We start from the raw sequence: 24125 nt of genomic DNA, 5'->3' as shown, positions 1-24125 counted from the left end.
ACGGAGCGCCCGCCAGCAATTACGCACGTCTATGCGGCACCGGCGGCGCATGTCTGACCATCCGCGGGGGATGGTCAACGAGACACGGGGAGATCCATCTGTGAAACGTCGTGGCGTCATTCGCCGCTCGGCGGTGGCGGGCCTGGCGCTCGCCTCCGCAACCCTCATCGTCAGCGCCGGCACCGGTGGCGCTGCGCTGGCCAGACCCTCCGTCCCTGCCTCGGCGGAGCCCGCCCAGAAGGTCACGGACACGCACACCAAGCCTTCCAAGGCCAAGCCCAGTGCCGTCGTGCCGGACAGCTACATCGTTGTCCTGGACAAGAAGGCGACTCCAGGGCAGCGCAGGGCCGCCGCCTCGGCGTTGACCAAGAGCAACGGCGGCACGGTCCGTCAGGTCTTCGAGAAGGCGCTCAACGGTTACTCCGCCACGATGACCCGTCAGCAGGCGGCCCGGTTGGCGACCAACTCGGACGTGGCCTACGTGGAGCCGGTACGGACCCTGTCGACCAGCGGGACACAGACCGCGCCACCGTCGTGGGGCCTTGATCGTGTCGACCAGGTCTCGCCAAAGTTGAACGGCTCGTACTCCTATCCGAACACGGGCGCCGGCGTCACCGCCTTCGTGATCGACACCGGCATCGACGTGGCCCACCAGGACTTCGGTGGCCGGGCCGTCTCCGGGTACGACTTCGTCGACCAGGACGACGTCGCCGAGGACTGCGACGGGCACGGTACCCACGTGGCGGGCACCATCGGCGGTACCCAGTTCGGGGTGGCCAAGGAAGTCGAGCTCGTCGCTCTGCGGGTCTTCGGATGCGACGGTGGGGCTCGTACGGACCACATCGTCGCCGCGATCGACTGGGCGACCACGCACAAGACCGGTCCGTCCGTGGTCAACATGAGTCTCGGTGGCTTCGACAACGGCACCGATCAGGCCATCGCCAACGCGATCAACAACTCCGTCGCCAACGGCCTGACCTACGCGGTCGCCGCCGGCAACGACTATGACGACGCCTGCTCCTACACCCCGGCGAACGTGTCGGCCGCGATCACCGTGGGCGCGACCGACATGGTCGACTACCGGTCCTGGTGGACCAACTACGGCAGCTGCATCGACATCTACGCGCCAGGTATGAGCATCGTCTCCGCCGCGGCCGGCACCGGCAACGGATCGGTTTCCTTCAACGGCACGTCGATGGCCAGCCCGCACGTCGCGGGGGCCGCGGCGCTGCTGCTCCAGGCCAATCCGACCTGGAGCCCGGCGCAGGTCCGGGACACCATCGTCACCAAGGGCATCGCCGGTGCTGTGCACAACCCGTGGGGCGGTACGGACCGGCTGTTGAACGTTGCGGCTGTCGTCTCGCCAGCGCGTGACTCGCACGGGTTGCGGGCACGCTCCAACGGAAAGTTCGTCTCCGCCGACGGGGCTGGCACCAAGCCGCTGGTCAACAATGGCCCGGCGCTCGGCGGTTGGGAGAAGCTCGACATCGTCGACGCCGGCGGCGGTCTGGTCGCGCTGCGGGCGAAGGTCAACGGGAAGTTCGTCTCGGCTGACGGCGCGGGCACCAAGCCGCTGATCGCCAACGGGCCGGCGATCAGTTCCTGGGAGAAATTCCAGCTGATCAACAACTCGGATGGAACGGTGAGCCTGAAGGCCACGATCAACGGTAAGTTCGTGACCGCACCAAACACCGGGGGTGCGTTGATCGCCAGCCGGCCGAGCGCGAGCACCTGGGAGAAGTTCGACGTCGAGGCGCCGAACCCGATCGTCAGCATCAAGTCGGCCGCCAGCGGCAAGTATGTCTCCGCCGACGGTGCGGGCTCGAAGCCGCTCATCCCGCTGGCCGCCTCGGTCAGCACGTGGGAGAAGTTCGAAATGGTCGACGTCGACTTCGGCTACTTCGCGCTCCGCTCGCTGGCCAACGGCAAGTACGTCAGCGCCGAGGGCGCGGGCAGCAAACCAATGGTCGCATCAGGCCCCGCCGTGGCTGACTGGGAGGTCTTCGACTTCCGCTGGTATCGGGGCGACGGATCGATCTGGTTGCGGACGTATGTCGACGGGCAGGCCGTCAGCGCGGGCAGCGCCGGCACCAGCCAGCTCATCCCGAACAAGTCCTTCAACGACGCTCTCGATGACTTCGGCCTCACGGCTGGCGAGCGCTTCTTCGTCAACCCGGCCTGATCGGCCTTCGCGCCACCGAATTGGTCCTCGGTGCCCGTCGGCGTCGCCCCCTACCGGGCGGCTCCGGCGGGCACCGCCCGTCTGGGCCGCTTCGAGCGCAACGGGCGGCACTCCGACCGCTCTTGGCCGGCGACGGGACCGGGTAGGCAGTCCAGCGGAACAGGAGCATCGGGGAGAATGGGTGGATGCGCTGGGCTGTGCTCGACTCACCGATCGGTGAGTTCTCCGTCGCCACCGACGGCACGAACGTCTGCGGCGCGCACTTCGGCCGGATCGAGGCGGCCACCGAGGAGCCCGACCAGGCGCTGTCCCGGCAGGCCGTCGACGAGCTGCGGGCGTACTTCGCCGGGGAGCTGACCGCGTTCACCGTCCCGGTGTCGGTGCCGCGCGGCTCCGACTTCGAGCGCGCCGTGTGGCGGGAGATGACGCGGATTCCGTACGGGGAGACGCTGACGTACGGCGAGGTTGCGCGACTGGTCGGCGATCCCGGAGCGGCACGGGCGGTGGGGGTCGCCTGCAACCGCAACCCGGTCCCGGTGATCGTGCCGTGTCACCGGATCGTCGGCGCGGGCGGCAAGCTGGTCGGCTTCGGTGGGGGCCTGCCCCGCAAGGTCAAGTTGTTGGAGTTGGAGGCCGGGGTCGCGCTGCGACAGGCCTGGTCTTGAACCGTCCCGCAGTAGCCGTCCCCTCGGGACCTCACCCGGCGCTAGCGACCCTTCCGTTCCGGCGGCGGGCGAGGTCCGGCCGGGCCACGGCGGGTCGACCGGGGTCCGCGGCCGGAAGAAGGCGTCGGCCGGTGGCAGGGCCAGCAGTACCAGCGCGACGAGTATCGCCACCGGCGCGCCCAGGCCCAGGGTGAGCAGCAGGGGCTCCAGCCACGCCGGCATGCCGTCTCGCGCCATCGCGGTGATCCGGTCGATGTTCTCGGCGGAGTACATGGAGGAGAGCGGCCGCGGGGATCGGACCGTTCCGACGGTGGCGCAGCAGGCGAGGAGGGGCGCCGTGGTCCAGGAGGCGATCCGCGCGCCGTTCACACCCACGACGTTGGCGGCAGCGAGCGCGAGGAGCCCCGATCGACAGCAGGCGGTGATCACCGGACAGCGTCCGTACCCAGGGAGTCGACCTATGCGAAAGGGCCGGGTCCGCACGGACCCGGCCCTTTGACGTGCTTGGTGACTCAGCGCGTCAGCGCGTGACCTCACCGGCGATGAACTCCTCGACGGCCTGGTGGGCGTCGTGGTCGGCGTACTGCACCGGCGGGGACTTCATGAAGTACGACGAGGCCGACAGGATCGGGCCGCCGATCTTCCGGTCCAGGGCGATCTTCGCGGCCCGGACCGCGTCGATGATGACGCCGGCCGAGTTCGGAGAGTCCCACACCTCGAGCTTGAGCTCGGCGTTGAGGGGAGTGTCACCGAACGAGCGGCCCTCCAGGCGGATGTACGCCCACTTGCGGTCGTCCAGCCACGGCACGTGGTCCGACGGGCCGATGTGCACGTCGCTCTTGCTCATCTCGTGCGGGATCTGCGAGGTGACCGACTGGGTCTTCGAGATCTTCTTCGAGACCAGCCGCTTGCGCTCCAGCATGTTCATGAAGTCCATGTTGCCGCCGAAGTTGAGCTGGTACGTGCGCAGCAGCTCGACGCCGCGGTCCTCGAAGAGCTTCGCGAGGGCGCGGTGCACGATGGTGGCGCCGACCTGGCTCTTGATGTCGTCACCGACGATCGGCAGGCCCGCGTCCTCGAACTTCTTGGCCCACTCGGGGTCGGAGGCGATGAAGACCGGCAGGGCGTTGACGAACGCGCAGCCGGCGTCGATCGCCGCCTGGGCGTAGAACTTGGCGGCCTGCTCGGAGCCGACCGGCAGGTAGCAGACGACGACGTCGACCTGCGCGTCGCGCAGGGCCTGCGCCACGTCGACCGGGGTGGCGTCCGACTCCTCGACGATCTCGCGGTAGTACTGGCCCAGACCATCGAAGGTCGGACCGCGCTGCACGCTCACGCCGGTCGGCGGCACGTCGCAGAGCTTGATGGTGTTGTTCTCGCTGGCGACGATCGCCTCCGCGAGGTCCATGCCCACCTTCTTGGCGTCCACGTCGAATGCCGCGACGAACTCCACGGCGTTGACGTGGTAGTCGCCGAAGGCGACGTGCATGAGACCCGGGACGCGGTCGTTCGGGTTGGCGTTCCGGTAGTACTCGACGCCCTGAACCAGGGACGAGGCGCAGTTACCCACACCGACGATGGCGACGCGGACGGAGCCCATAGCGTCTGCCTCCTTCTTTTCTGTCACGGCCGCTCATTCCTGGTCTCTCCAGGCGGAGGCGGGCTGTTGTCTTCTCGTCGGCCGCCGGCTGTCCCGATGTTCGGGACCGTCGGGGCTCGGCCGGAGCGCTCGTTGGCGATGAGCTCCTCCAGCCAGCGGACCTCGCGCTCACAGGCATCAAGGCCGTGGCGCTGCAGTTCCAGCGTGTAAGCGTCGAGGCGCTCGGCCGCCCGGCCCAGCACGTCACGAAGCCCTTCGCGACGCTCCTCGATCTTGCGGCGGCGACCCTCCAGAATGCGTAGTCGGGTCGCCTGGTCGGTCCGGGCGAAGAACGCGAAGTGCACCCCGAAGCCCGTGTCGTCGTACGTCTCGGGCCCCGCCTGTGCGATCAGCTGGGCGAAGCGTTCCTTGCCTTCCGCGGTGATTTTGTAGACCACCCGACCTCGTCGGCTGGTCAGCGCGGGAACCTCCTCGGCAGTGGCGGGTGTCTCAGCAGCTTCGGTGATCCATCCCGCCGCCTGCAGCCTGCGTAGCGTGGGGTAGAGCGAGCCGTAGCTGATCGCCGCCCGGATCGCGCCGAGTTTGGCGGTCAACTCCTTGCGCAGCTCATAGCCGTGCATCGGAGACTCCTGCAGGAGGCCGAGGATGGCGAACTCAAGCACTGGCCACCCTCTCTTTACCCTCCGGCGTGGAGTGGTAACCGCCGCGATGTATCGGACCGATACATCGCACGTTAGCGGGTCGTGCCGGCCAGGGCAAACCCCCGTTCCGAGATGCTGCCGTCACGGATTGTGAGCGTGGTCGCCTGCTCGGGCCGGACCGCGTACCCTTCTTCGCATGCGTACGCAGCGCCAGGTCGTCGACTACTCGCTACAGAAGCGAGCAGTGCTGCGTGAGCTCCTGGCCGGCCGCGTCGGCACGTACGACGTCTGCGACGCGTCGCCGTACCTGAAGAACGCCGCTCGGTTCCACGGTGAGCCGACCGACCGGCGCTGCCCGATCTGCCGCAGCGAAAACCTGACCCTCGTCCACTACATTTACGGTGACGAACTCAAGCAGTCCGCCGGGCAGGCCCGGACACTGACCGAGTTGCCCGTGCTGGCGATGACGCTGCGTGAGTTCCAGGTCTTCGTGGTGGAGGTGTGCCTCGGGTGTGACTGGAACCATCTCGTCGAGCAGTACCTGCTCGGCCGGGACGGGCTGACCGGCGACAGCGACGGCACCAGCGAGCAGGACGCAGCGGGCGCCGAGGGCGGCGGTCGGCGGAGGCGAGAGGCGCAACGGTGATCTCAGCTGGTTGGACCGGCCCCGGGGCCGTAGACGAAACCCGGGACGGTCGACCGCTTGTTGGTCCGATTGGCCCCATTGATACGGCAATGCCCCCGGTCGCCTGGCACCCTCGTGCCGGCGTCCCGGGTGAAGCAACTCACGGCAACCCGGTGGCGGCGCAGCCGCGCCCCACCGCGACCGGCAGGGTGTGAGGAATGAACTCGTACGGCGATCCCAGTTCTGCGCGCGGACGGGCCCAGTACTCGGGTCCGAACGGTGACCCCGGACCGGGCGCGGACGACGCGTACCGACGATCCGGCGGTGACTCCGGCGGAAGCGGCTGGTCGGCCTCGGAGGGCGGCGCGGCGACCCCGGGCCGCGCCTCGGTGACGCCGCGGGCTGCCGGTGGTCGCGCCACGGTCGGCGGTTCGGCTTCGGTGCCGCCGCGTGGTGGCGCGGCCGCCGGGTCCGCCTCGGTGGGTTCGGCAGCGACCGGCCGGGCCGGTCGGGCCTCGGTGCCGGTGTCGCCGGCACCGGGCGTGGCCGCTGGCCGCGCCGGCGCCGGTCGGGCCTCGGTGCCCGTCTCCCCGGCGCCGGGCGCACCCGCAGGTCGGGCCGTGGTCGGTGCCGCCGCCGTCGGTGCGGCCTCGGTCGGATCCGCCTCGGCGGGTCGGGCCAGCGTCGGCTCCGCATCGGTCGGTGGTCGTGCGGCGGTCGCCCGAGCGAGCGTCTCACCTGTCTCCGGTGGGCCGGGCGGTCCGAGTGGGCCCGGCGGGCCGGGCGGTCCGGGCGGTCCCGGTCGGGGCGGTCGTGGCCCGGGTGACTCGGGTGCCGCGCGGGCGAAGAAGCGCAAGCGGATGAACCTGCTGATCGCCGGGATGGCCGTCTTCATCATGCTCGCCGGCATCGGCGTGGTCGGGTTCACCTACTACTCGACCAACGTGGTCATGCCGGACGAGATGCCGCTGCCGCTCTCCACCACCGTGTACGCCAAGGACGGCAAGACGCCGCTCGCAAAGCTGGGCAGCGAGAACCGCACCTTCGTGACCATCCAGCAGATCCCGCAGCACGTGCAGGATGCGGTCGCCGCGGCGGAGGACCGGAACTTCTACCGGCACTCGGGCGTCGACTACAAGGGCATCGTCCGGGCCGCCTGGAACAACGTCTCCAACGGCGACAAGCAGGGTGCCTCGACGATCACCCAGCAGTACGCCCGCAACGCGTTCGAGAACCTCAAGGACGACACGTACGGCCGGAAGGTGAAGGAGGCCATTCTCGCCTCCAAGCTGAACGACAAGTACGACAAGCCGACGATCATGCAGCACTACCTGAACGTCATCTACTTCGGTCGCGGCGCGTACGGCATCGAAGCGGCGGCGCAGACCTACTTCGGCAAGCCGGCCATCAAGCTCACCGTCGCGGAGGGAGCGGTCCTGGCCGCGCTGATCAAGCAGCCGCAGGCGACCGACACCCACATGGGGTACGACCCGGCGGTCAACCCGACCGACGCCAAGACCCGCTGGGACTACGTGATCGGCGGCATGAAGAAGGAGGGCTGGCTCGACGCCCCCGGTCGGGAACCGGCACCGACCGAATACCCCAAGGTGCTGCCACCGAAGAAGGGTGGCAACGGCTTCGGTGTCGACAGCCCGCGCGGCAACGTCATCAACTACGTCCGGCAAGAGATGGACGAGATGGGTCTCTGCTCCGACAGCGGCGCGGAGGGCAAGACGAGCTGCGTCGACGCGCTGCGGGACGGCGGCTACCGGATCACCACCACCATCGACCCGAAGCTGCAGGCCGCCGCGGAGAACACCGCGATGCAGTCGAAGAAGGGTTCGGAGCTCTACGACCAGCCGAAGAACCTGATGGCGGCTGTGGTGTCGATCGACCCGTCGAAGGGTCGGGTGCTCGCCTACTACGGCGGTGACAGCGGCGCCGACTTCGACTACGCCGGCAAGAACATCGACAAGAACGGCGACCTGACCGGCGGGCACCAGCCGGGCTCGTCGATGAAGGTGTACACCCTGGCCGCCGCGATCGAGGCCGGTATCTCGGTCAAGTCGCACTGGGACCCCACGCCGTACAAGCCCAAGGGCTCCGACGTCGCAATCGGCAACGCCGGCCGCACCAACCTCAAGTGCGGCAAGTACTGCACGCTCGAAGAGTCCACGGTCCAGTCGTACAACGTTCCCTTCTACTGGGTCGCCGACACGATCGGCGCCGACAAGGTCGTCGACATGGCCAGGAAGGCCGGCGTGACCACCATGTGGGGCGTCGACCCGCCGCAGGCCTTCGACCTGTCGAAGAAGGGGCCGAAGCCCTTCGACAACTACACCGCTTTCGGCAAGTACCCGATCACGGTGTTCGATCACGCCAATGCCCTGGCAACCTTCGCGAACGACGGCAAGTACATCAAGGCCCACTTCATCATCAAGGTGGAGCAGCAGGAGAAGGAAACCGGCAAGTGGAAGATCGTCGGCCCCAGCGAGCGCATCAAGCCGGAGCAGCGGATCCCCAAGAAGGTCACCGATGAGGTCACCGGCGTCCTGAAGCAAATTCCCAAGCCGAACAACATCTCCCTGGAGGACGGCCGCCAGGCCGCCGCCAAGACCGGCACCTGGGAGTACGACAAGGACGACAACTCGCACGCCTGGACGGTCGGCTACACCCCGCAGATCGCCACCGCGGTGTGGGTGGGCAGTAGGGACCCGAAGAAGCCGGAGATCCGGCTCACCGGCGGCAAGGACATCGGTGGTTCGACGCTCCCCGGCCCGATCTGGGAGAAGTACATGGACGCCGCCCTCAAGGGCCAGGAGGAGATCCCCCTGCCCAGCGTCACCGGCGAGGGCGACGTCACGAAGGGCAACGGCAAGGAGCCACCGCCGCCGCCACCGCCGACCAACCCGGGTGGTCAGCCGGGCCAGGGCCTCCCTTGTAACCCGCTGATCGACCTGTTCTGCAACAACCCCGGCGGCAACCCGGGGGGCAACCCTGGGGGCAATCCGGGCGGTAACCCCGGTGGCAATCCGGGCGGCGGCGGAACAGGTGGTGGCGGCGGCGGGCTGTTGCCCAGCCTGCCACCCAACCGGGACTGACCCACACCAGCGCACGACGCCGCCGCCGGCCGGACGACCTGTCCCGGCCGGCGGCGGCGTTTTCGTACCCGGAACTGCGCGCCGGGACAGGACGGGCACCCCTGTCGTACGGCAGGATGCCTCTTCATGAGCACCCAGTCGACGCCCGGCATCGACGACGCCGGAACCACTGATCACCCGTCTCGCTCCGACGGGTTCGTCCGCGGCATCTCCGGCGTCATCGGCGGGCCGCTCGGCGACCACGCGACCGCGCTGGACCGGCCGGCCGGTCGGGAGCCTCGCTTTTGGACCGCCGTGCGGATCGTGCTGGCGCTGGCGTGCCTCACACTCGCGCTGCACTGGGTGCAGAAATCGCCCTGCCAGGACGGCGCCTGGCAGAACAACGTCCAGTACACCCGGTTCTGCTACACCGACGTCCTTGCCCTCTACTACGCCGAAGGGCTCAACGAGGGCAAGGTTCCCTACCGCGACCACCCGGTCGAGTACCCGGTGCTGACCGGCTACTTCATGGGGGCGCTCGGTCTGCCGGTGCACGCCATCGGTGACGGCGACCCGAGCATCAACCAGGGCCAGTGGTTCTACAACCTCAACGCGCTGGTGCTGGGCGCGCTCGCGGTGGCCACGGTGGCGGTGATCCTGGCGTTGCGCCGCCGACGACCATGGGACGCGGCCCTGTTCGCACTCGCCCCGGCGCTGGTGCTCACCGCCACCGTCAACTGGGATCTGCTCGCCATCGGGCTGGCCGCCTTCGGTCTGCTGGCCTGGGCCCGAAAACGACCGGCGGTGGCCGGCGTGCTGCTCGGGTTGGCCGGCGCGGCGAAACTCTGGCCGCTGTTCCTGCTCGGGCCGATCCTCATCCTGGCGCTGCGGGCCGACCGGGTTCGTGCCGCGCTCATCGCCATCGGTACGGCGATCGCCGCCGTGGTGCTGGTGAACCTGCCGGCCGCCCGCGCGTACCCGGAGAACTGGGACCGATTCTTCGAGCTGAACACCACCCGGCCGATCGACTGGGGCACGCTCTGGTACATCGGGCGCTACCTGGACGGCAAGGTCGGCAACGACCCCGCCAAGCTCGGCCCGTTCGAGTGGCTCAACGCGAACATCCCGACCCTCAACACCCTCTCGTACGCGCTGTTCGGGCTGGCCTGCCTCGGCATTGCCGTGCTGGCGCTGCGGGCACCGCGCCGACCGCGGCTGGCTCAGCTCGGCTTCCTGGTAGTGGCGGCGTTCCTCATCTTCAGCAAGGTCTGGTCACAGCAGTTCGTGCTCTGGCTGCTCCCGCTGGTGGTGCTGGCCCGACCGAAGTGGGGCGCGTTCCTGGCCTGGCAGATCGCCGAGGTCTGCTACTTCGTCGCCTTCTACGGGGAACTCCTCGGCGCGGCAACCAGCAAGCCGGTCTTTCCGGAGGGGGTGTTCGTGCTGGCCTCGACGTTGCGACTGGCCACTGTGGTGGTGCTCTGCGTGTTCGTCGTCAAGGAGATCCTGCACCCCGAGCAGGACGCGGTGCGGGCCACCTACCCGGACGACCCGGATGGCGGCGTGCTCGACGGCGCCCCGGACGCCCCCTGGATAGACCGCTGGCGTCGCCCCGCGAGAAGCGAGCCTTCCGTGGAACCCATCACCACCTGACCCCTTTAGGCCGAACGCGGCCCGGACCTGAAGCCTCAGAGGCGGTAGACGACGGCCTCCCCGACCTCCTGCCGGCTGATGCCGAGCGACTCGACCGGCGCGTCGATGCTGATCTCCCACGGCGTGCCAGCCACCTGATCGCGCAGCAGCACCACCGTGCGGACGCCGAGCGTGCGGAGGTAGTCGACGCTCGTCTGGTCCGGGAACGACTGGCTCACCCGACGGACGTCGTCGAGCTGGCGCGGCGTGAAGCCGCTACCGCCGTTGACCACATCGGGGAACCCGTCGGTCGACCAGAGCATCACGTGCTGGTCCAGGCTCTGATTGCTGGGCAGCACCAGCATCGGCCCCTGCGCCGAACGCATCGCGGCCGGTGGGGTCGGCACCACCGGATGCGGGGTGGTGTTCAGGCCCTCGACGGTGACCAGCAGCAACGGCAGCAGGGTGGCCATCCGCAACCACGGCCCCGGCCACGACGGGATCCGCTGCGCGGTCAACTCGCGGACCCGGTCGGTGAGCGCGGTGACCGCGCCCGCCGCGAGCAGGCCCAGCAACAACGTGGTCCACAGCATCAACCGCCCGGGGGTACGCAACCCGCTCCAGCCCGGCAGATGCTCGAAGAGCGGCACGTAGGTGAAGGTGCCGTCGAAGAAACGGGTGCCCATCGCGAAGGCCATCGTCACCAGCACCCCGGCGAGCAGCAGCAGTCGGTGCCGCAACCGCCAGACCGAGAAGAACAACCCGCCCGCGGCGAGCGCGTAGAGCACGAAGCCCGGCAGCAGGGTCATCTCCGGGTGCCACGGCAGTGCCGCCCGGGCTCCCTCGTGCAACCCACCCCAGATTCGAGACTCCCCGGGCGCCGTCACGAAGCCCGTGGCCGGCGGCGAGAAGAGGCTGATGTCGCCGATGGTGCGCTCGGCGTACGGGTGTAGTTCGGTCACCTTGAAGAACGGGAACGCCATCAGCAGACCGACACCGGCGAACAACACCCCGCCGAGCACGTCGGCGACGAACAACCGGCGACCGAACGGAACGGCCTGGCCGGTGCGCAGCCGCCGCACGAAGAAGAGGACAGCAGCGACCAGCACCGCGCCGGCCAGGAAGTACGCGAATGGCAGCCCGATGCCGAAACCGAGGCTGAGCTGCCAGGCGGCCACCAGCCAACCGGCGTAGACCCAACCGTCGTGCCGGCGCTCCGGCCGGTAGCCGTGTCGGAGGGACCACCCGTGCCCGCGTGCCAACATCGCCAGGGCCAGCGGGATCCCCCCGTTGGAGAGCACGTGCAGGTGCCCGGCCTGGGCCAGCAGCCACGGCGCGTAGGTGTAGCTCACCCCGGCGACGGCCGCACCGATCCGGCCTGCTCCGAGCTGTCGGGCCAGCGCGTACGCCCCGAGCGTGGCGAGCGCGTGCGCCAACACGAACATGATGTTGTAGCGCAGGATGGCGTCCTCGGGACCGCTGCCGAGCATCCCGGCCGGGGCGTACCCGAGCAGCGTGTCGGAGAACGCGAAGCTCCACAGCTCGGGGAAGAACGTGTTGGACTGCCACAGGCGCGCCGGGTCGGCCAGCAGGATGTGCCCGGACCAGGCCATCTGCCAGGCCTGCAGGCTCGGGTCCCAGTAGTCCTGCGGGAGGGTGTAGCGCGGATAGCGCAGCGTCGGCCAGGTCATCAGCACGGCCAGTGCCAACGCGCCGAGGGCGGCCAGGGTCCACTCGTGGATCAGGAACCGACCGACGGCCCGGCCCACCCGAGTGAAGATGGAGGGCCGCGGCTCGGGCGCGGAGGCGAACGCCTCCCAACGCTCCGGGCCGACCGGCTTCGCCTCGCCGTCGGCCTTGTCCGGACCGTCAGCGTCGCTCGCCTTCGCGTCCTTGGCCGGGTCGCCGTCCTTGGTCGCGCCACCCACCGGGTCGCCGTCCTTGGTCGCGCCACCCACCGGGTCGCCGTCCTTGGTCGCGCCATCTACCGGGCTGCTGCCCTTGGATGGGTCGCTGCCCTTGGTGCTGTCGCTGGTTTCGGTGCCGCCCTTTGCGGCGTCCTGCTTGACTGCGGTGCCCTGCTTGACTGCGGTGCCCTTGTCGCCGCGCCGGGACGCGCCGTTCTTGGCGGCACCGCTCGTCGCGAGGTCAGCCTCGGCGTCGCCGTTCGGGCCGGCTCCGGTCAGTCCACCGTCAGTTGATGACGGATGGTCCACGGCGGTCTCGGCGGGGGCCTGGTCAGAGGTGCGAGCCGACTGGGTCGGGGCGCCCGCTGCGGTCGTGGTGTCGGGTCGACTCTCGGCGTCCGCGCCGGTGGGAGTGGGCCGGGCGTTGCCGGTCCCGGGCTGTCCGCTCGTCATGCCGCCGGGCTCTCCGCTCCGAGCTGCGCACGCAGAAAGTCGATGTCGGCGGCCTGGCCGGTAACACCGCCCGGTGTCTCGACGACCACCGGCGCGCCCGCTGCCCGGATCAGCGCCACCACCAGCTCGGGGTCGATCGTCCCGCCGCCCAAATTGTCGTGTCGGTCCTGGCCGGAGTTGAACGCCCCCTTGGAGTTGTTGGCGTGCACCAGGTCGATCCGCCCGGTGATCGCCTTGACCCGGTCGACCAGGCCGAGCAGCTCCTCGCCGCCCGCGTACGCGTGGCAGGTGTCCAGGCAGAAGCCGACCTCGTAGTCACCGATGGCGTCCCAGAGTCGGGCGAGCGCGTCCAGCCGTCGGGCGCAGGCGTTGTCGCCGCCGGCGGTGTTCTCGATCAGGACCGGTACGCCGAACCCGCCGGTGTCCGCCGCGTACGCGAAGGTCTTGCGCCAGTTGTCGAAGCCGACGGCCAGGTCGTCGCTGGCGTTGACGTGCCCGCCGTGAACGATCAGGCCCTTGGCGCCGATGGCGGCGGCCGCGTTGGCGTGCCCGAGCAGCAGCTTCCGGCTCGGGATCCGGATGCGGTTGTTGAGGGTGGCCACGTTGATGACGTACGGCGCGTGCACGTAGAGATCGACCTCGGCGGCGCGCAGCCGCTCGGCGTCCTCGCGAGGCTTGGGCGCCTTCCAACCCTGTGGGTCGGAGAGGAAGAACTGCACGGCGTCGGCGGACCGGGCGGCCGCCTCTGCCAGCGGGTCGGTCGAATCGACGTGGGCTCCGATACGCATGCGAGCGAGCCTACGTCGCGACCCCCACCGGCGGGGCGACGGCCGGGGCGGTGTCGCGTCACCGGGCGGACCGACGATCGTTGATGGCTTTGAACCGGCGACCAGCACCCGGTGCCGCCAGCGGCGCGAGCGTCGCATCCGGCGACCGGCGGTCGACGGCCGACAGCGAGGTCACCCCCGCCGCGCGGCCCGGCGCAGCGGGGGCGACCCCATCGCACACCGGCTACCGAGCGAAGGCGAATCTCGGAAAATTGTGCTTTTCCCCCCGACAAGGTACGAGTGCTGTTGTATCGTCAGATAACAACACGATAAAGCTCCGCGGGGCGTCTTCGGTCCAACCTCATCGGTGTGGTCGTTCCTCCCCAGGTCCCACCCAAGGAATGCGGACCGGACGCCCCGCGGCCTCGTAGACGGGGGTCCACCATCGGCCGATCGACGGCCGGACGGTGGGCCCCCGTCGGCATGTCCGGGTCCGGGCCCGACCACCCCGGGCATGATCGTTGGGACCGGGTATCCTGGTCAGGTTGTCCGCGTCCGGCCGGGTTCCCTCGGCGCGTGCGGGCAGCGACACAAGACCTCCTGCCACGGAAGGACCGTGGCCGCTTAGCCCACAGGAGGTGAGCACGTCTTGCGTCACTACGAACTAATGGTCATCCTCGACTCCAGCCTCGAGGAGCGCACCGTCGCACCGTCGCTCGACACGTACCTGAACGTGATTCGGACCGCGGGTGGCTCGGTTGAGAAGACCGACGTGTGGGGCCGCCGGCGCCTCGCGTACGAGATCAACAAAAAGGCCGAAGGCATCTACGCCGTCATCGACCTGCAGGCCACGCCTGCTGCGGTGGCCGAGCTGGACCGTCAGCTCCGGCTCAACGAGTCCGTGCTGCGCACCAAGGTCATCCGACCGGAAATGCGCTAGAGCATCCAACCCCGGTTCGTCCGGATCAGCCTCCGCGACTCTGTCGTACGGCTCTGCGAGCCTGTACGACGAGACGCTGAGTGCGCGAGGAGATGGTCATGGCAGGAGACACCACCATCACGGTCATCGGCAATCTGACCGATGACCCCGAGTTGCGGTTCACCCCCTCCGGGGCTGCGGTCGCCAAGTTCCGAGTCGCTTCGACGCCCCGTTTCATGGACAAGGCGTCGAACGAATGGAAGGACGGCGAGCCGCTGTTCCTCGCATGCACCGTGTGGCGGCAGGCCGCCGAGCACGTCGCCGAGTCGCTGCAGCGTGGCGCTCGGGTGATCGTGTCGGGCCGGCTGCGTCAGCGGTCGTACGAGACCCGCGAGGGTGAGAAGCGCACTGTCATCGAGCTTGAGGTCGACGAGATCGGCCCGTCGCTGCGCTACGCCACGGCGAAGGTGCAGAAGATGTCCCGCTCCGGCGGTGGTGGCGGCGGCTTCGGTGGCGGCGGTGGCGGTGGCAACCAGGGTGGCGGCGGAGGCAACTTCGACGACCCCTGGGCTTCGGCTGCTCCTTCTCCCGCGCGTGCCGGTTCGGGCGCCAATTTTGACGAGGAGCCACCGTTCTAATGGCGCCTAGCGCTCGCGATCGCAAACCAGGAGCACGTGCAACGGCCAAGGCTGCGGCACTGCGCAAGCCCAAGAAGAAGGTGAACCCGCTCGACAAGGACGGGATCGCCTACATCGATTACAAGGACACCGCGCTGCTGCGCAAGTTCATCTCCGATCGCGGCAAGATCCGCGCTCGTCGGGTGACCGGCGTTACCTCGCAGCAGCAGCGGCAGATCGCCCGTGCGGTCAAGAACGCCCGTGAGATGGCGCTCCTGCCGTACACGGCCACCACCCGCTGAGAGGAGGCACCGATATGAAGATCATCCTGACTCAGGAAGTGTCCGGGCTCGGTGCCCCGGGCGACATCGTTGAGGTCAAGGACGGCTTCGGCCGTAACTACCTGCTGCCGCAGGGCTTCGCGATCGTCTGGACCAAGGGCGCGGAAAAGCAGGTCACGGTCATCAAGCGGGCCCGTGGGGCCCGCGAGATCCGCGACCTCGACCACGCCAACGAGGTCAAGGCTCAGCTCGAGGGTCTCAAGGTCAACCTGAAGGTCCGCGCCGGCGACGGCGGACGGCTCTTCGGCTCGGTCACCCCGGCCGAGATCGTCGACGCCGTCAAGGCGGCCAGTGGCCCGGTCCTCGACCGGCGTCGGCTGGAGGTGCCCGGTCACATCAAGTCGATCGGCGCCTACCCGGTGAAGATCAAGCTGCACCCCGAGGTGACCGCGTCGTTCAACCTGAACGTCGTTCAGGGCTGACGTCCGCAACACCACCACGAGGGCCCGCACCGAGCGATCGGTGCGGGCCCTCGTGCGTACGTCATCCAACCCGGCACTGCCCGGGCCAAGGTGGGCCCGCCCGGCGCGCCCGACCTGCCACCCAGCGGGGCCCCGACCTACCTCCGGGCCCAGCGGAGGCCCCGGCCCGATGCCCGCCCGGTCCGGTCCGGTCCGGTCCGGCCCGACCCGCAGACAGGTCACCCGATGGGCTGGCCGGTCACCGCGCTGATCAGCACCGTGGAGAGACCGCCGCCCACCACCGCGGCGGCAACCGCGATGGTCGCCGAGCGCCACGTCGTACCCACCCGGCGTAGCAGCGCCGCCACCACCAGACTGCTCACCAGCGCCAACCCGAAGCGCGGCGAACCGGCGAGGAGTGACTCCAACGCGCGGGACCGGGCGGACTCACACCCGCCCCCGCTGATATCGGTCACACAACCAGCAGGTGCCTGGCTGTCCAACGTCAACAGCCAAACGAAGATCAGCATCGCCGGCACCAGGTAACAGGCCGCCGTGTACAGCAGAGGCCGGACGGACCCACCCGGGTCCGGATCCAGCAGGTCGTCCTCCAGACGCCGGGCCCAGGCACCCGTGGCCGCCGACTCGACCCGCCGACGTACCGACGCCGTTCCCACCGCCGGCCGGTCCGCCCGACGCCGGGAGGGTGCCCCCGCACCGGCGCGCGGCGCACCGCCACGCGGCGCAGGCGCGCTGCGCGGCCGTGGGGCCGTGTATCCCACCACCGGAGACCGCGGGGCCGACGTCGTCGGATCCATCCAGCGCGGGTCGTCATCGGCCAACCGAGTGCCGGACCAGAACCCGTCCTCCCGGCTCGGCCACCCCTCGGCCGCCACCGAGCGATCGGAGCGCGGCGCCAGCGTACGGTCCCACTGCTCGTCCTCGATCGCGGACCGCTCCCACTGGCCGGTGCGGTCCGACCGCTCCCAGCCACCGACGCTCTCCACCGCCGACCACTGCCCGCTCAGGTCCCCGCTGTCCGCGCCGGCCGCCGGCGGCCACGCGTGCACGCCCGAGGCGTCCCACGGGTCCACCGCGGGCGGGTACGAGGGTTCGGGTTCCGCCACCCGGTCCGATCCGCGGGCCCACGGGTCGGCCGCCGGACGGGACCAGGACTCCTCCGCCGCACGTCGACTACGCCGGCTCGGACGGCTCGGCTCCTGGTCCGGCACCTGCTCGCTCGGGGCGGACTCCAAGTCCCCGCCCGACCAGATCACCTGCGGACGGCCAACCGGCGCACGGCGGGGACGCCGGTCCGAGACAGCGCCAGAGACCGGCTCGTCCTCCCCGGCGTCGGCCCGTCGGCGGCCGGCATACCCCTGATCCTGCGGCCGGTCGAGCGTCCACTCTCGGGTGTGGTCCGAATCTGGGGCCGGACCGATCGCCGCCTGCTCCCGCCGACGCGTCTCGCCGCCCCGCCGCCGACCACTCGACGACTCGGCGGACCGCCGGCCCGCGCCGGACGTCGGCCGCTCGGGCTCGTCCTCATCCTCGTCCGGTGCCGCGTGGCGACCGCCGCCGTCCGCGTGCCGAACCCCTGACTCCAACGCCCACCGGGGTAGGTAGGCGTCGACAGGCTCGTCCTGGCCGCGGTCCAACGCACGCCGTCGGCTGGAGGTGCGGTAGCGCCCGTCCTCGTCGTACGGGTCAACCGGAACAGACGCCGCGCGCTCACCCCACGAGGCGGTTGGCTGGCGCTCGCGCGGGCTGCCATCGCCGCGTCCCCAGTCCCGGTAATTCACGGCCGGAGTGTGACCCTTCTGAACCGAAAGCGGAATCCGCTGTCCAGGTGTAGCCGTTCGCTGGAGATAGTACGGGACGATCGTGTCACAGGCCCGACCGAAATATTCTCCTCCACAGGCTGGGGAGCATGTTCTCGCAGGTCAACGACTTCTGGCCGAGAATTCCCCAATGGTTGTCCACAGGCTGTGCACACGCTGCGCACATGCTGTCCACCGGGATCCACAGGTTGTCCCGAGGCTCGTCCACCGGCGTTGTTGAGTCTCTGACCTCGGGGTCCGTATGGTTGGCCCTCGACCGCCGGCGATGGCCCCCGATCGACCGGCCCGGTCGGACGGAAGTGTCGTACCCCAGCGGTAGAGCTGGGGTTGGATCCGGCGCAGTGGAGGGGGGACCCGTGTCGGTCACCGACGACATGCGGGCAGAGCCACGCTCCGGCGGAGGCCAGCCACCTGCGCAGCGGGATGGCCAGTTCGACAAGACCCCGCCCCAGGACGTCGCCGCCGAGCAGTGCGTCCTCGGCGGCATGCTGCTCTCCAAGGACGCCATCGCCGACGTCGTCGAGATCCTCAAGACCAACGACTTCTACCGGCCGGTGCACGCCACCATCTTCGACATCATCCTCGACATCTACGGCCGGGGTGAGCCGGCCGACTCGATCACGGTCGCGGCGGCGCTCGCCGACTCCGGGGATCTGGTGCGCATCGGCGGCGCGCCGTACCTGCACACCCTCATCGCCAGTGTGCCCACCGCCGCGAACGCCGCCTACTACGCCCGGATCGTCAGCGAGCGGGCGGTGCTGCGCCGGCTGGTCGAGGCCGGCACCAAGATCGTGCAGCTGGGCTACGGCACCGCCAGCGGCGGCAGCCGCGACGTGGACGACGTCGTCGACCTCGCCCAGCAGGCCGTGTACGACGTCACCGAACGGCGCGTCAGCGAGGACTTCGCGGTCCTGGCCGACATGTTGCAGCCGACGCTGGACGAGATCGAGGCGGTGGGCGCGACCGGCGGCATGATGACCGGCGTCCCGACCGGCTTCAGCGACCTGGACCGCCTGCTCAACGGCCTGCACGCCGGACAATTGATCATCGTGGCGGGCCGACCGGGTTTGGGAAAGGCGCTCGCGCTCGACACCCCACTGCCGACCCCGGGCGGCTGGACCACGATGGGCGAGGTCAAGGCGGGCGATCAGCTTCTGGCGGCGGACGGCAGACCCACCACGGTCACACACGCCTTCGACGTCATGCACGACCGTCCCTGCTACGAGGTGGAGTTCTCCGACGGCACGGTCATCGTGGCCGACGCGGAGCACCTGTGGAAGACCACCAGCCGCGCGAGTCGGCGGCAGGCCCCGGCGCGGCAAAGGCGGCACTGGCCCGAGTCGTCCCTCGCCAACGTACGTGCGGCACATGAGCGGCTGACCTCCCTGCGGAACCAGCCGATCACGCTCTTCGACACGATTGAGCAGGTTGGGCCGGAGTTCCGACACGTCCTGCACACCGTCGCCCGTGAGGTCGGGTCGGTCGGTCGGATCAGCCGTCCCATCGTCCGCAACGGCAAGCCGCAGAACTGGACCGCGCCCGGCTATCCGGCTGGTCCGCTTCTGAGCGCCCTTCTTCAGCGAGCCGAGCGGGAGGTCAATGCCGGCAGTCGGGCCGACCACGACGGCGTCGTCACCACTGCCGAGATCGCAGCCACGCTGCGTACTGACACCGCCCAGCGGCGGCTCAACCATGCCGTACGGAATTGCGCTCCCATCCAACTCCCGGACCGTGAGCTGCTGGTCCCGCCCTACACCCTGGGGACGTGGCTCGGTGACGGGCACAGCGACGCCAGCCGCTTCACCACGGCAGATCCGGAGATGGTCACGCACGTCGAGGCGGACGGCTTCGTCGTGCGGCCCAGCGGGCCGATGGTCTACACCATTCTGCTGCAGCCCACGTCCGCTGCTCCGGGCAACGGTGTCTGCGTGGACTGTGGCATTTCCACCAGGGCGTTGCGTGAGAATCCAGCGACCAGGAAGTGTGCCGACTGCCGTCACCGGAACGGTTCCTTCCTCGGGCTGTTGCGTCAGATCGGGGTGGCGGGGAACAAGCACATCCCGGGCGTCTATCTGCGCGCCTCGGAGGATCAGCGCAGGGCGTTGCTCGCTGGGCTGATGGACACCGATGGGACCGTCGCCCCCGCCGGCAACCTGCAGTACACGTCGACCTCGAAGCGGCTGGCTGATGACGTACGCGAACTCATCGTCAGCCTCGGCTACCGCTGCACGGTCAATGCGAAGCCGGTGCGCGGCCACACCCGCGAGTCGTCGATCGCGTACACCTTGAACTTCTCCACCCCGGACGTCATCTTCCGGCTCAAGCGCAAGCAGGATGCGCACGCCGAACGCCGCCGGACCACCTCCGACATCCGAACGACCTCGCGGTTCATCGTCGACGTCCGGCCCGTTCCCAGCGTTCCGGTGCGGTGTGTGACCGTCGACAACGACGAACACCTGTACCTGGCCAGCCGGGCGATGATCCCTACCCACAACAGCACGGCCAGCATGGACTTCGCCCGAAATGCTGCTATTCGTGCCAATCAGGCGGCCGCCATCTTCTCGCTGGAAATGAGCAAGGTCGAGATCGTGATGCGACTGCTCTCCGCCGAGGCGCGGGTGCCGCTGCACGTACTGCGCAGCGGTCAACTCTCCGACGATGACTGGACCAAGCTCGCCCGGTGCATGGGTGAGATCAGCGAGGCGCCGCTCTTCGTCGATGACACGCCGAGCATGAACCTGATGGAGATCCGGGCCAAGGCTCGGCGGCTCAAGCAGCGGCACGACCTCAAGATGATCGTGGTCGACTATCTCCAGCTGATGACCTCCCCGAAGCGCACCGAGAGTCGCCAGCAGGAGGTCGCGGACCTGTCCCGTGGCCTGAAGCTGTTGGCCAAGGAGGTCGAGTGCCCGGTGATCGCGGTCAGTCAGCTGAACCGTGGCCCCGAGCAGCGCACCGACAAGCGACCCCAGCTTTCCGACTTGCGCGAAAGTGGATCAATTGAGCAAGATGCCGACGTTGTCATCCTGCTGCACCGCGACGACTACTACGACAAGGAGTCGCCCCGGGCCGGGGAGGCGGATTTTATTGTTGCTAAGCATCGAAATGGGCCCACCGACACGGTGACCGTCGCGGCCCAGCTACACCTCTCCCGCTTCGTCGACATGGCCATCGGCTGACCGGCGCGGCACCCCGTCGTCGGTCAGCCGAGCAGTGGGAACCAGCCCGCTGACTCACCTAGCTCCAGCCGGTCCCGGTCGGTCAGCGGGACGCGCCCGGTGGCCTTCAGCAGGAAGTCGTGGTCGTCCCACGCGGTGGGCCGAACGGTGTCGTCGCTGAGCAGGCCGTCCATGGTCGCCACCGCGACGCGTACCGCCAGTGGGCCGGGTGGCGGCGCGTCGGGCAGTTCCAGCGTCAGGTCCAGGTGGTGGACGGCGGCCTCGGTGGTCAGGGTGGCGAGGAAGTCCGGTACGCGCAGCACGTGTCCCTGCGTCGTCACGTACCCCTCGGGGTCGGCTGACGCGGCGGCGCGGACCGCCGCCGGGGAGGTGTCCCGCCAGAGGTCGACGATGCCGGTCGGACGGTCGAAGGCGGCAGCCGAGCGGCGTACCCACCAGGCGTGCCGGGCGGCTTGGTCGTCGCCGCCGGGAAAGTCACGCCAGTAGCTCACGTCGTCGACGTCGGCGGGGCCGTCGGCGGGGCTGGCCAGGGTGACGAGTGCCCGCTGGGCGTCGCCGAGCACGTGCAGGAGCAGGTCGGCGATGAGCCAGCCCTGGCAGCGAGTCGCTCGTTGCAGGCCGGCGTCGTCCAGGTCAGCGACCACCGCGGTGATCCCGTCGTACGCCTGGGCCAGCGCCTCGTCCGGTCGGATCGCGGTCATGCGACTCAGCCTCGCATGAAGCCTCGCGCGCGCCAACGATCAATGGCCCGGGTGGTGTGCCCGGGCCGACGCGTGGATCGACCCGGGCGGAAGGTCGGCCTGGGCTCAGCCGAACATATCGTCGAGGAAGCCCTTGCGCTTCTTCTGCCGGTAGTGGCCGTGGTAGCCCTGGTGCTGCTGCTGGTGGCCGTAGGCCGGCTGCGGCGGGTAGCCGTGGGCGGGCGGGGGCGGCGGCGGGACGGCGCCGTAACCGGGCTGGTGCGGCGGGGGCGGCGGGGGCGGGTAGCCGGCCGGCTGCTGCGCGGGTTGCCCTGGCGCGCCGCCGGTCTGTTGGCGGCTCCAGTTGGCCTCCGCCTCGAACAGCTTCTCCAGCTCGCCGCGGTCCAGGAAGATGCCTCGGCACTCCCCGCACTGGTCGATGACGACGCCGCTGCGCTCGTACTGGCGCATTTCTCCGTGACACTTGGGACAGGTGAGGCTACTCATCGCCCGACGGTACCCGGTGGACCTATGCAGTTGCTGTGAGCGCCTCGGTGACTTCTTCGTCGGACACCTCGTGGAAGTCGTCGTAGTAGACGCTCACCGCGCCGAAGTCCGCCGGGCGTTGGGCGCAGATGACCTGGTCGGCTTCGGCGGCGAGCAGTTCGTACGCCTCCTGCGCGCCGACCGGGACCGCGACCACGACGCGGTGCGCCCCGAGTTGGCGGACAACCTCGACGGCGACGCGGGCGGTTGCGCCGGTGGCGAGGCCGTCGTCGACGATCACGGCGGTGCGTCCGGTGAGGTCCACCTGGGGGCGATCGCCCCGGTAGAGCCGTTCCCGGCGTTCCAGTTCGGCCTGCTCCCGATGGCGGACCTCGGCGATGTCGTCGCTGCTGAGTCGGCTGGCCACCGCGTCGTTGAGCACCTGGACACCGCCCGGCCCGAGTGCGCCGAAGGCGACCTCCCGGGCCCACGGCATGCCGAGCTTGCGGACGACCAGCACGTCAAGTGGCGCGCCGAGCCGTTCGGCGACGACCCGGGCGACGGGGACGCCGCCACGGACGAGGCCGAGGACGACGACGTCCGGTTCGCCGATGAGTGCGGTGAGCCGTTCGGAGAGCACCCGGCCCGCGTCGGCCCGGTCGCGGTACGTGGTCATGTCTTCAGGTCTACGCCCTGACGAGCGGTTCCGCTCGAAAGTTACGCCGAAGTGGTCCGACCGGACCGCTCGTCGGCAACCGCGGTGTTCGGCGTGTCGACTGGGCGGTGCAGCGCGGGTGCCCAGGTCAGCAGGGCCAGCGGGTACAGCAGGTAGCCGAAGCGGGTCGTCGGCATCAGGGCGATGGCGGCGAGCAGTCCGTACCCGCAGATGAGCGCGGTGGCGACGGCGGTGCGGGGCGGGCGGCGGGCGAGTCGGACGGCGATGGCGACGCCGGCGGCGATGAGCAGCGCGGCGGCGATCAGTCGGCCGGCGGGTAGCGCGCTGGCGATCAGGTAGCCGGGGAACGGGGACTGCGCGGGACTGGTGACCAGGCCGTGGCCGAGGGGGAAGCGCAGCACGTTCTCGGTGAGGGCGTCGCGGTCCACCAGCAGCGCCGGCAGTAGTGCGGCGATCGGCAGGCCGATCGCGCCGGCGGCGACTCGGGTGCCGGCGCGCCGGGTCAGACCCCAGACGATCAGGACCAGGGCGACCGGCCAGGCGAACAGCTTGAGCGCGCCAGCGAGCCCGACCGCGAGGCCGGCCCGGCCGGGTCGGTCGGCGGCGGCGAACGCGAGGGCCAGCAGGCAGAGCGCGAGTACGGGTAGGTCGTCGCCGCCGGTGGCGAGGGTGAGGGCGCAGATCGGCAGTACGGTGGCGGCCTGCACGCCGCGCAGCAGGGCTGCGTCCCGCCGCTGGGTGGCGGCGGAGGTGGCCTGGCCGGCGATGGTCGGTGTTCGGCGGAGGGCGGCCACGGCCAGGGCGAGCGCCAGCGCGGTGCCCACCGCGAACCAGACCCGGGAGTCGGTCCACCAGGTGTCGAGAAGTGCTCTGGGCAGGCCGAACATCGCCATGCCGGGCTGGTACGGGGTGTAGCCCATCAGTTGCTCGCCGGGTGGCAGGGCGGCGATGGCGTCGGGTCCGAGGTAGGGCGTGCCGTGTTCCAGGAGGCGGGCACCTGCCTGCTCCACGACCAGCACCTCCTCCTGGGCCCGGTCGGTGCGCCCGCCGGCCCGGTCGATGCTCTGCCAGGCCAGGGGCAGCAGGGTGGTGGCCGCCCAGGCGAGACCGGTGACCGTCCAGCGGGCCGGCAGACCGGTCAGCCGGGAGGTCGGAGAGCGTCGACGCAGCAGGAGTTGGGCGATCACCGTCAGCGTCGCGAGCAGGTAGCCGACGGCGGCGACCGCGCCCCACGCGCGGTGCGGCAGCAGGGTCGACGTGACCGCGGTGATCGCGGCGAAGGTGGCCGAGACGGCGTAGAGGCCCAGGTCGAGGGCGAGTCCGCCAGCCGCGTTGTCGAGCGTCCGCCAGTGCCACCGACGGCGGCGGGCGGTCGGGTCGTCGACGATCACGCGCGACAGTCTGGCAGACCTGGCTGCCCGCGTGCCGGGGCGATG

The 24125-nt window shown here is 69.9% G+C and carries 19 protein-coding genes; 10 read left to right on the top strand and 9 right to left on the bottom strand.

Features of this window, described 5'->3' with window-relative positions; genetic code table 11:
• The first annotated feature begins 100 nt into the window (after window positions 1-100).
• Together ACFYL6_RS26455 and ACFYL6_RS26450 are read left to right on the top strand one after the other, a co-directional pair.
• Entirely contained in the window at window positions 101-2182 is a 2082-nt protein-coding gene (locus ACFYL6_RS26455; RefSeq protein WP_387175216.1) for a S8 family serine peptidase, read from the top strand.
• A gap of 185 nt (window positions 2183-2367) precedes the next feature.
• Window positions 2368-2847 (top strand): methylated-DNA--[protein]-cysteine S-methyltransferase, encoded by a 480-nt coding sequence (locus tag ACFYL6_RS26450; RefSeq protein ID WP_387175215.1) that lies wholly within the window; start codon window positions 2368-2370, stop codon window positions 2845-2847.
• A gap of 520 nt (window positions 2848-3367) precedes the next feature.
• Here the strand turns inward: ACFYL6_RS26450 and ACFYL6_RS26445 are convergent.
• A complete protein-coding gene (locus ACFYL6_RS26445; RefSeq protein ID WP_091396616.1) occupies window positions 3368-4447 on the bottom strand; it encodes an inositol-3-phosphate synthase in 1080 nt (359 codons plus the stop codon).
• A gap of 23 nt (window positions 4448-4470) precedes the next feature.
• Entirely contained in the window at window positions 4471-5109 is a 639-nt protein-coding gene (locus ACFYL6_RS26440; RefSeq protein ID WP_030331823.1) for a PadR family transcriptional regulator, read from the bottom strand.
• Window positions 5110-5284: 175 nt separating this feature from the next.
• On the opposite strand from ACFYL6_RS26440, the gene ACFYL6_RS26435 reads away from it, so the two are divergent.
• From ACFYL6_RS26435 to ACFYL6_RS26425, 3 genes are all read left to right on the top strand, one after another.
• Window positions 5285-5734, top strand: a complete 450-nt coding sequence (locus ACFYL6_RS26435) for a DUF5318 domain-containing protein (RefSeq protein ID WP_238662314.1) — start codon at window positions 5285-5287, stop codon at window positions 5732-5734.
• A gap of 197 nt (window positions 5735-5931) precedes the next feature.
• A complete protein-coding gene (locus ACFYL6_RS26430) occupies window positions 5932-8814 on the top strand; it encodes a transglycosylase domain-containing protein (protein WP_387175210.1) in 2883 nt (960 codons plus the stop codon).
• A gap of 126 nt (window positions 8815-8940) precedes the next feature.
• On the top strand, window positions 8941-10443 hold the full coding sequence (locus tag ACFYL6_RS26425) for a glycosyltransferase family 87 protein (protein WP_387175207.1): 1503 nt from the start codon (window positions 8941-8943) through the stop codon (window positions 10441-10443).
• Window positions 10444-10478: 35 nt separating this feature from the next.
• Here the strand turns inward: ACFYL6_RS26425 and ACFYL6_RS26420 are convergent, their stop codons facing one another.
• Both ACFYL6_RS26420 and ACFYL6_RS26415 read right to left on the bottom strand, forming a co-directional pair.
• Entirely contained in the window at window positions 10479-12782 is a 2304-nt protein-coding gene (locus tag ACFYL6_RS26420; protein ID WP_387175205.1) for a hypothetical protein, read from the bottom strand.
• A complete protein-coding gene (locus ACFYL6_RS26415; RefSeq protein WP_387175203.1) occupies window positions 12779-13570 on the bottom strand; it encodes a deoxyribonuclease IV in 792 nt (263 codons plus the stop codon). Before ACFYL6_RS26415 ends, ACFYL6_RS26420 begins: the two co-directional genes overlap by 4 nt.
• Window positions 13571-14198: 628 nt before the next feature.
• On the opposite strand from ACFYL6_RS26415, the gene rpsF reads away from it, so the two are divergent.
• From rpsF to rplI, 4 genes are all read left to right on the top strand, one after another.
• Window positions 14199-14489: a 30S ribosomal protein S6 gene (gene rpsF, locus ACFYL6_RS26410; RefSeq protein ID WP_036391391.1), complete on the top strand. Its 291-nt coding sequence runs from the start codon at window positions 14199-14201 to the stop codon at window positions 14487-14489.
• Between the two features lie 80 nt (window positions 14490-14569).
• Complete coding sequence (locus ACFYL6_RS26405) at window positions 14570-15106, top strand: single-stranded DNA-binding protein (RefSeq protein ID WP_181518404.1); 537 nt, start codon at window positions 14570-14572, stop codon at window positions 15104-15106.
• Entirely contained in the window at window positions 15106-15387 is a 282-nt protein-coding gene (rpsR, locus tag ACFYL6_RS26400; protein ID WP_051723758.1) for a 30S ribosomal protein S18, read from the top strand. The genes ACFYL6_RS26405 and rpsR overlap by 1 nt, the downstream gene beginning before the upstream one ends.
• 14 nt (window positions 15388-15401) lie before the next feature.
• A complete protein-coding gene (gene rplI, locus ACFYL6_RS26395; protein ID WP_238657908.1) occupies window positions 15402-15848 on the top strand; it encodes a 50S ribosomal protein L9 in 447 nt (148 codons plus the stop codon).
• Between the two features lie 218 nt (window positions 15849-16066).
• Here rplI and ACFYL6_RS26390 read toward each other — a convergent pair whose 3' ends face one another.
• Window positions 16067-17629: a hypothetical protein gene (locus ACFYL6_RS26390; RefSeq protein WP_387175200.1), complete on the bottom strand. Its 1563-nt coding sequence runs from the start codon at window positions 17627-17629 to the stop codon at window positions 16067-16069.
• A gap of 395 nt (window positions 17630-18024) precedes the next feature.
• Between ACFYL6_RS26390 and dnaB the strand changes: the two genes are divergently transcribed.
• Window positions 18025-20847 (top strand): replicative DNA helicase, encoded by a 2823-nt coding sequence (gene dnaB, locus ACFYL6_RS26385; RefSeq protein WP_387175198.1) that lies wholly within the window; start codon window positions 18025-18027, stop codon window positions 20845-20847.
• Between the two features lie 23 nt (window positions 20848-20870).
• Here dnaB and ACFYL6_RS26380 read toward each other — a convergent pair whose 3' ends face one another.
• The 4 genes from ACFYL6_RS26380 to ACFYL6_RS26365 form a co-directional block, all read right to left on the bottom strand.
• Window positions 20871-21548 (bottom strand): maleylpyruvate isomerase N-terminal domain-containing protein, encoded by a 678-nt coding sequence (locus ACFYL6_RS26380; protein WP_387175196.1) that lies wholly within the window; start codon window positions 21546-21548, stop codon window positions 20871-20873.
• 105 nt (window positions 21549-21653) lie between these two features.
• Window positions 21654-22034, bottom strand: a complete 381-nt coding sequence (locus ACFYL6_RS26375) for a zf-TFIIB domain-containing protein (RefSeq protein WP_387175194.1) — start codon at window positions 22032-22034, stop codon at window positions 21654-21656.
• Window positions 22035-22056: 22 nt separating this feature from the next.
• Complete coding sequence (locus tag ACFYL6_RS26370) at window positions 22057-22689, bottom strand: phosphoribosyltransferase (protein WP_387175192.1); 633 nt, start codon at window positions 22687-22689, stop codon at window positions 22057-22059.
• Window positions 22690-22730: 41 nt separating this feature from the next.
• Window positions 22731-24080 carry a glycosyltransferase 87 family protein gene (locus ACFYL6_RS26365; RefSeq protein WP_387175190.1) on the bottom strand — a complete coding sequence of 450 codons (1350 nt, stop codon included), beginning with the start codon at window positions 24078-24080 and terminating at the stop codon, window positions 22731-22733.
• Between the last annotated feature and the right edge of the window lie 45 nt (window positions 24081-24125).

It is taken from the genome of Micromonospora sp. NPDC007208, from assembly GCF_042869175.1.
Classification (GTDB): domain Bacteria; phylum Actinomycetota; class Actinomycetes; order Mycobacteriales; family Micromonosporaceae; genus Micromonospora; species Micromonospora foliorum.
The sequence above is the reverse complement of the archived record's forward strand: the minus strand, read 5'-3'. Positions and strand labels throughout refer to the sequence as shown.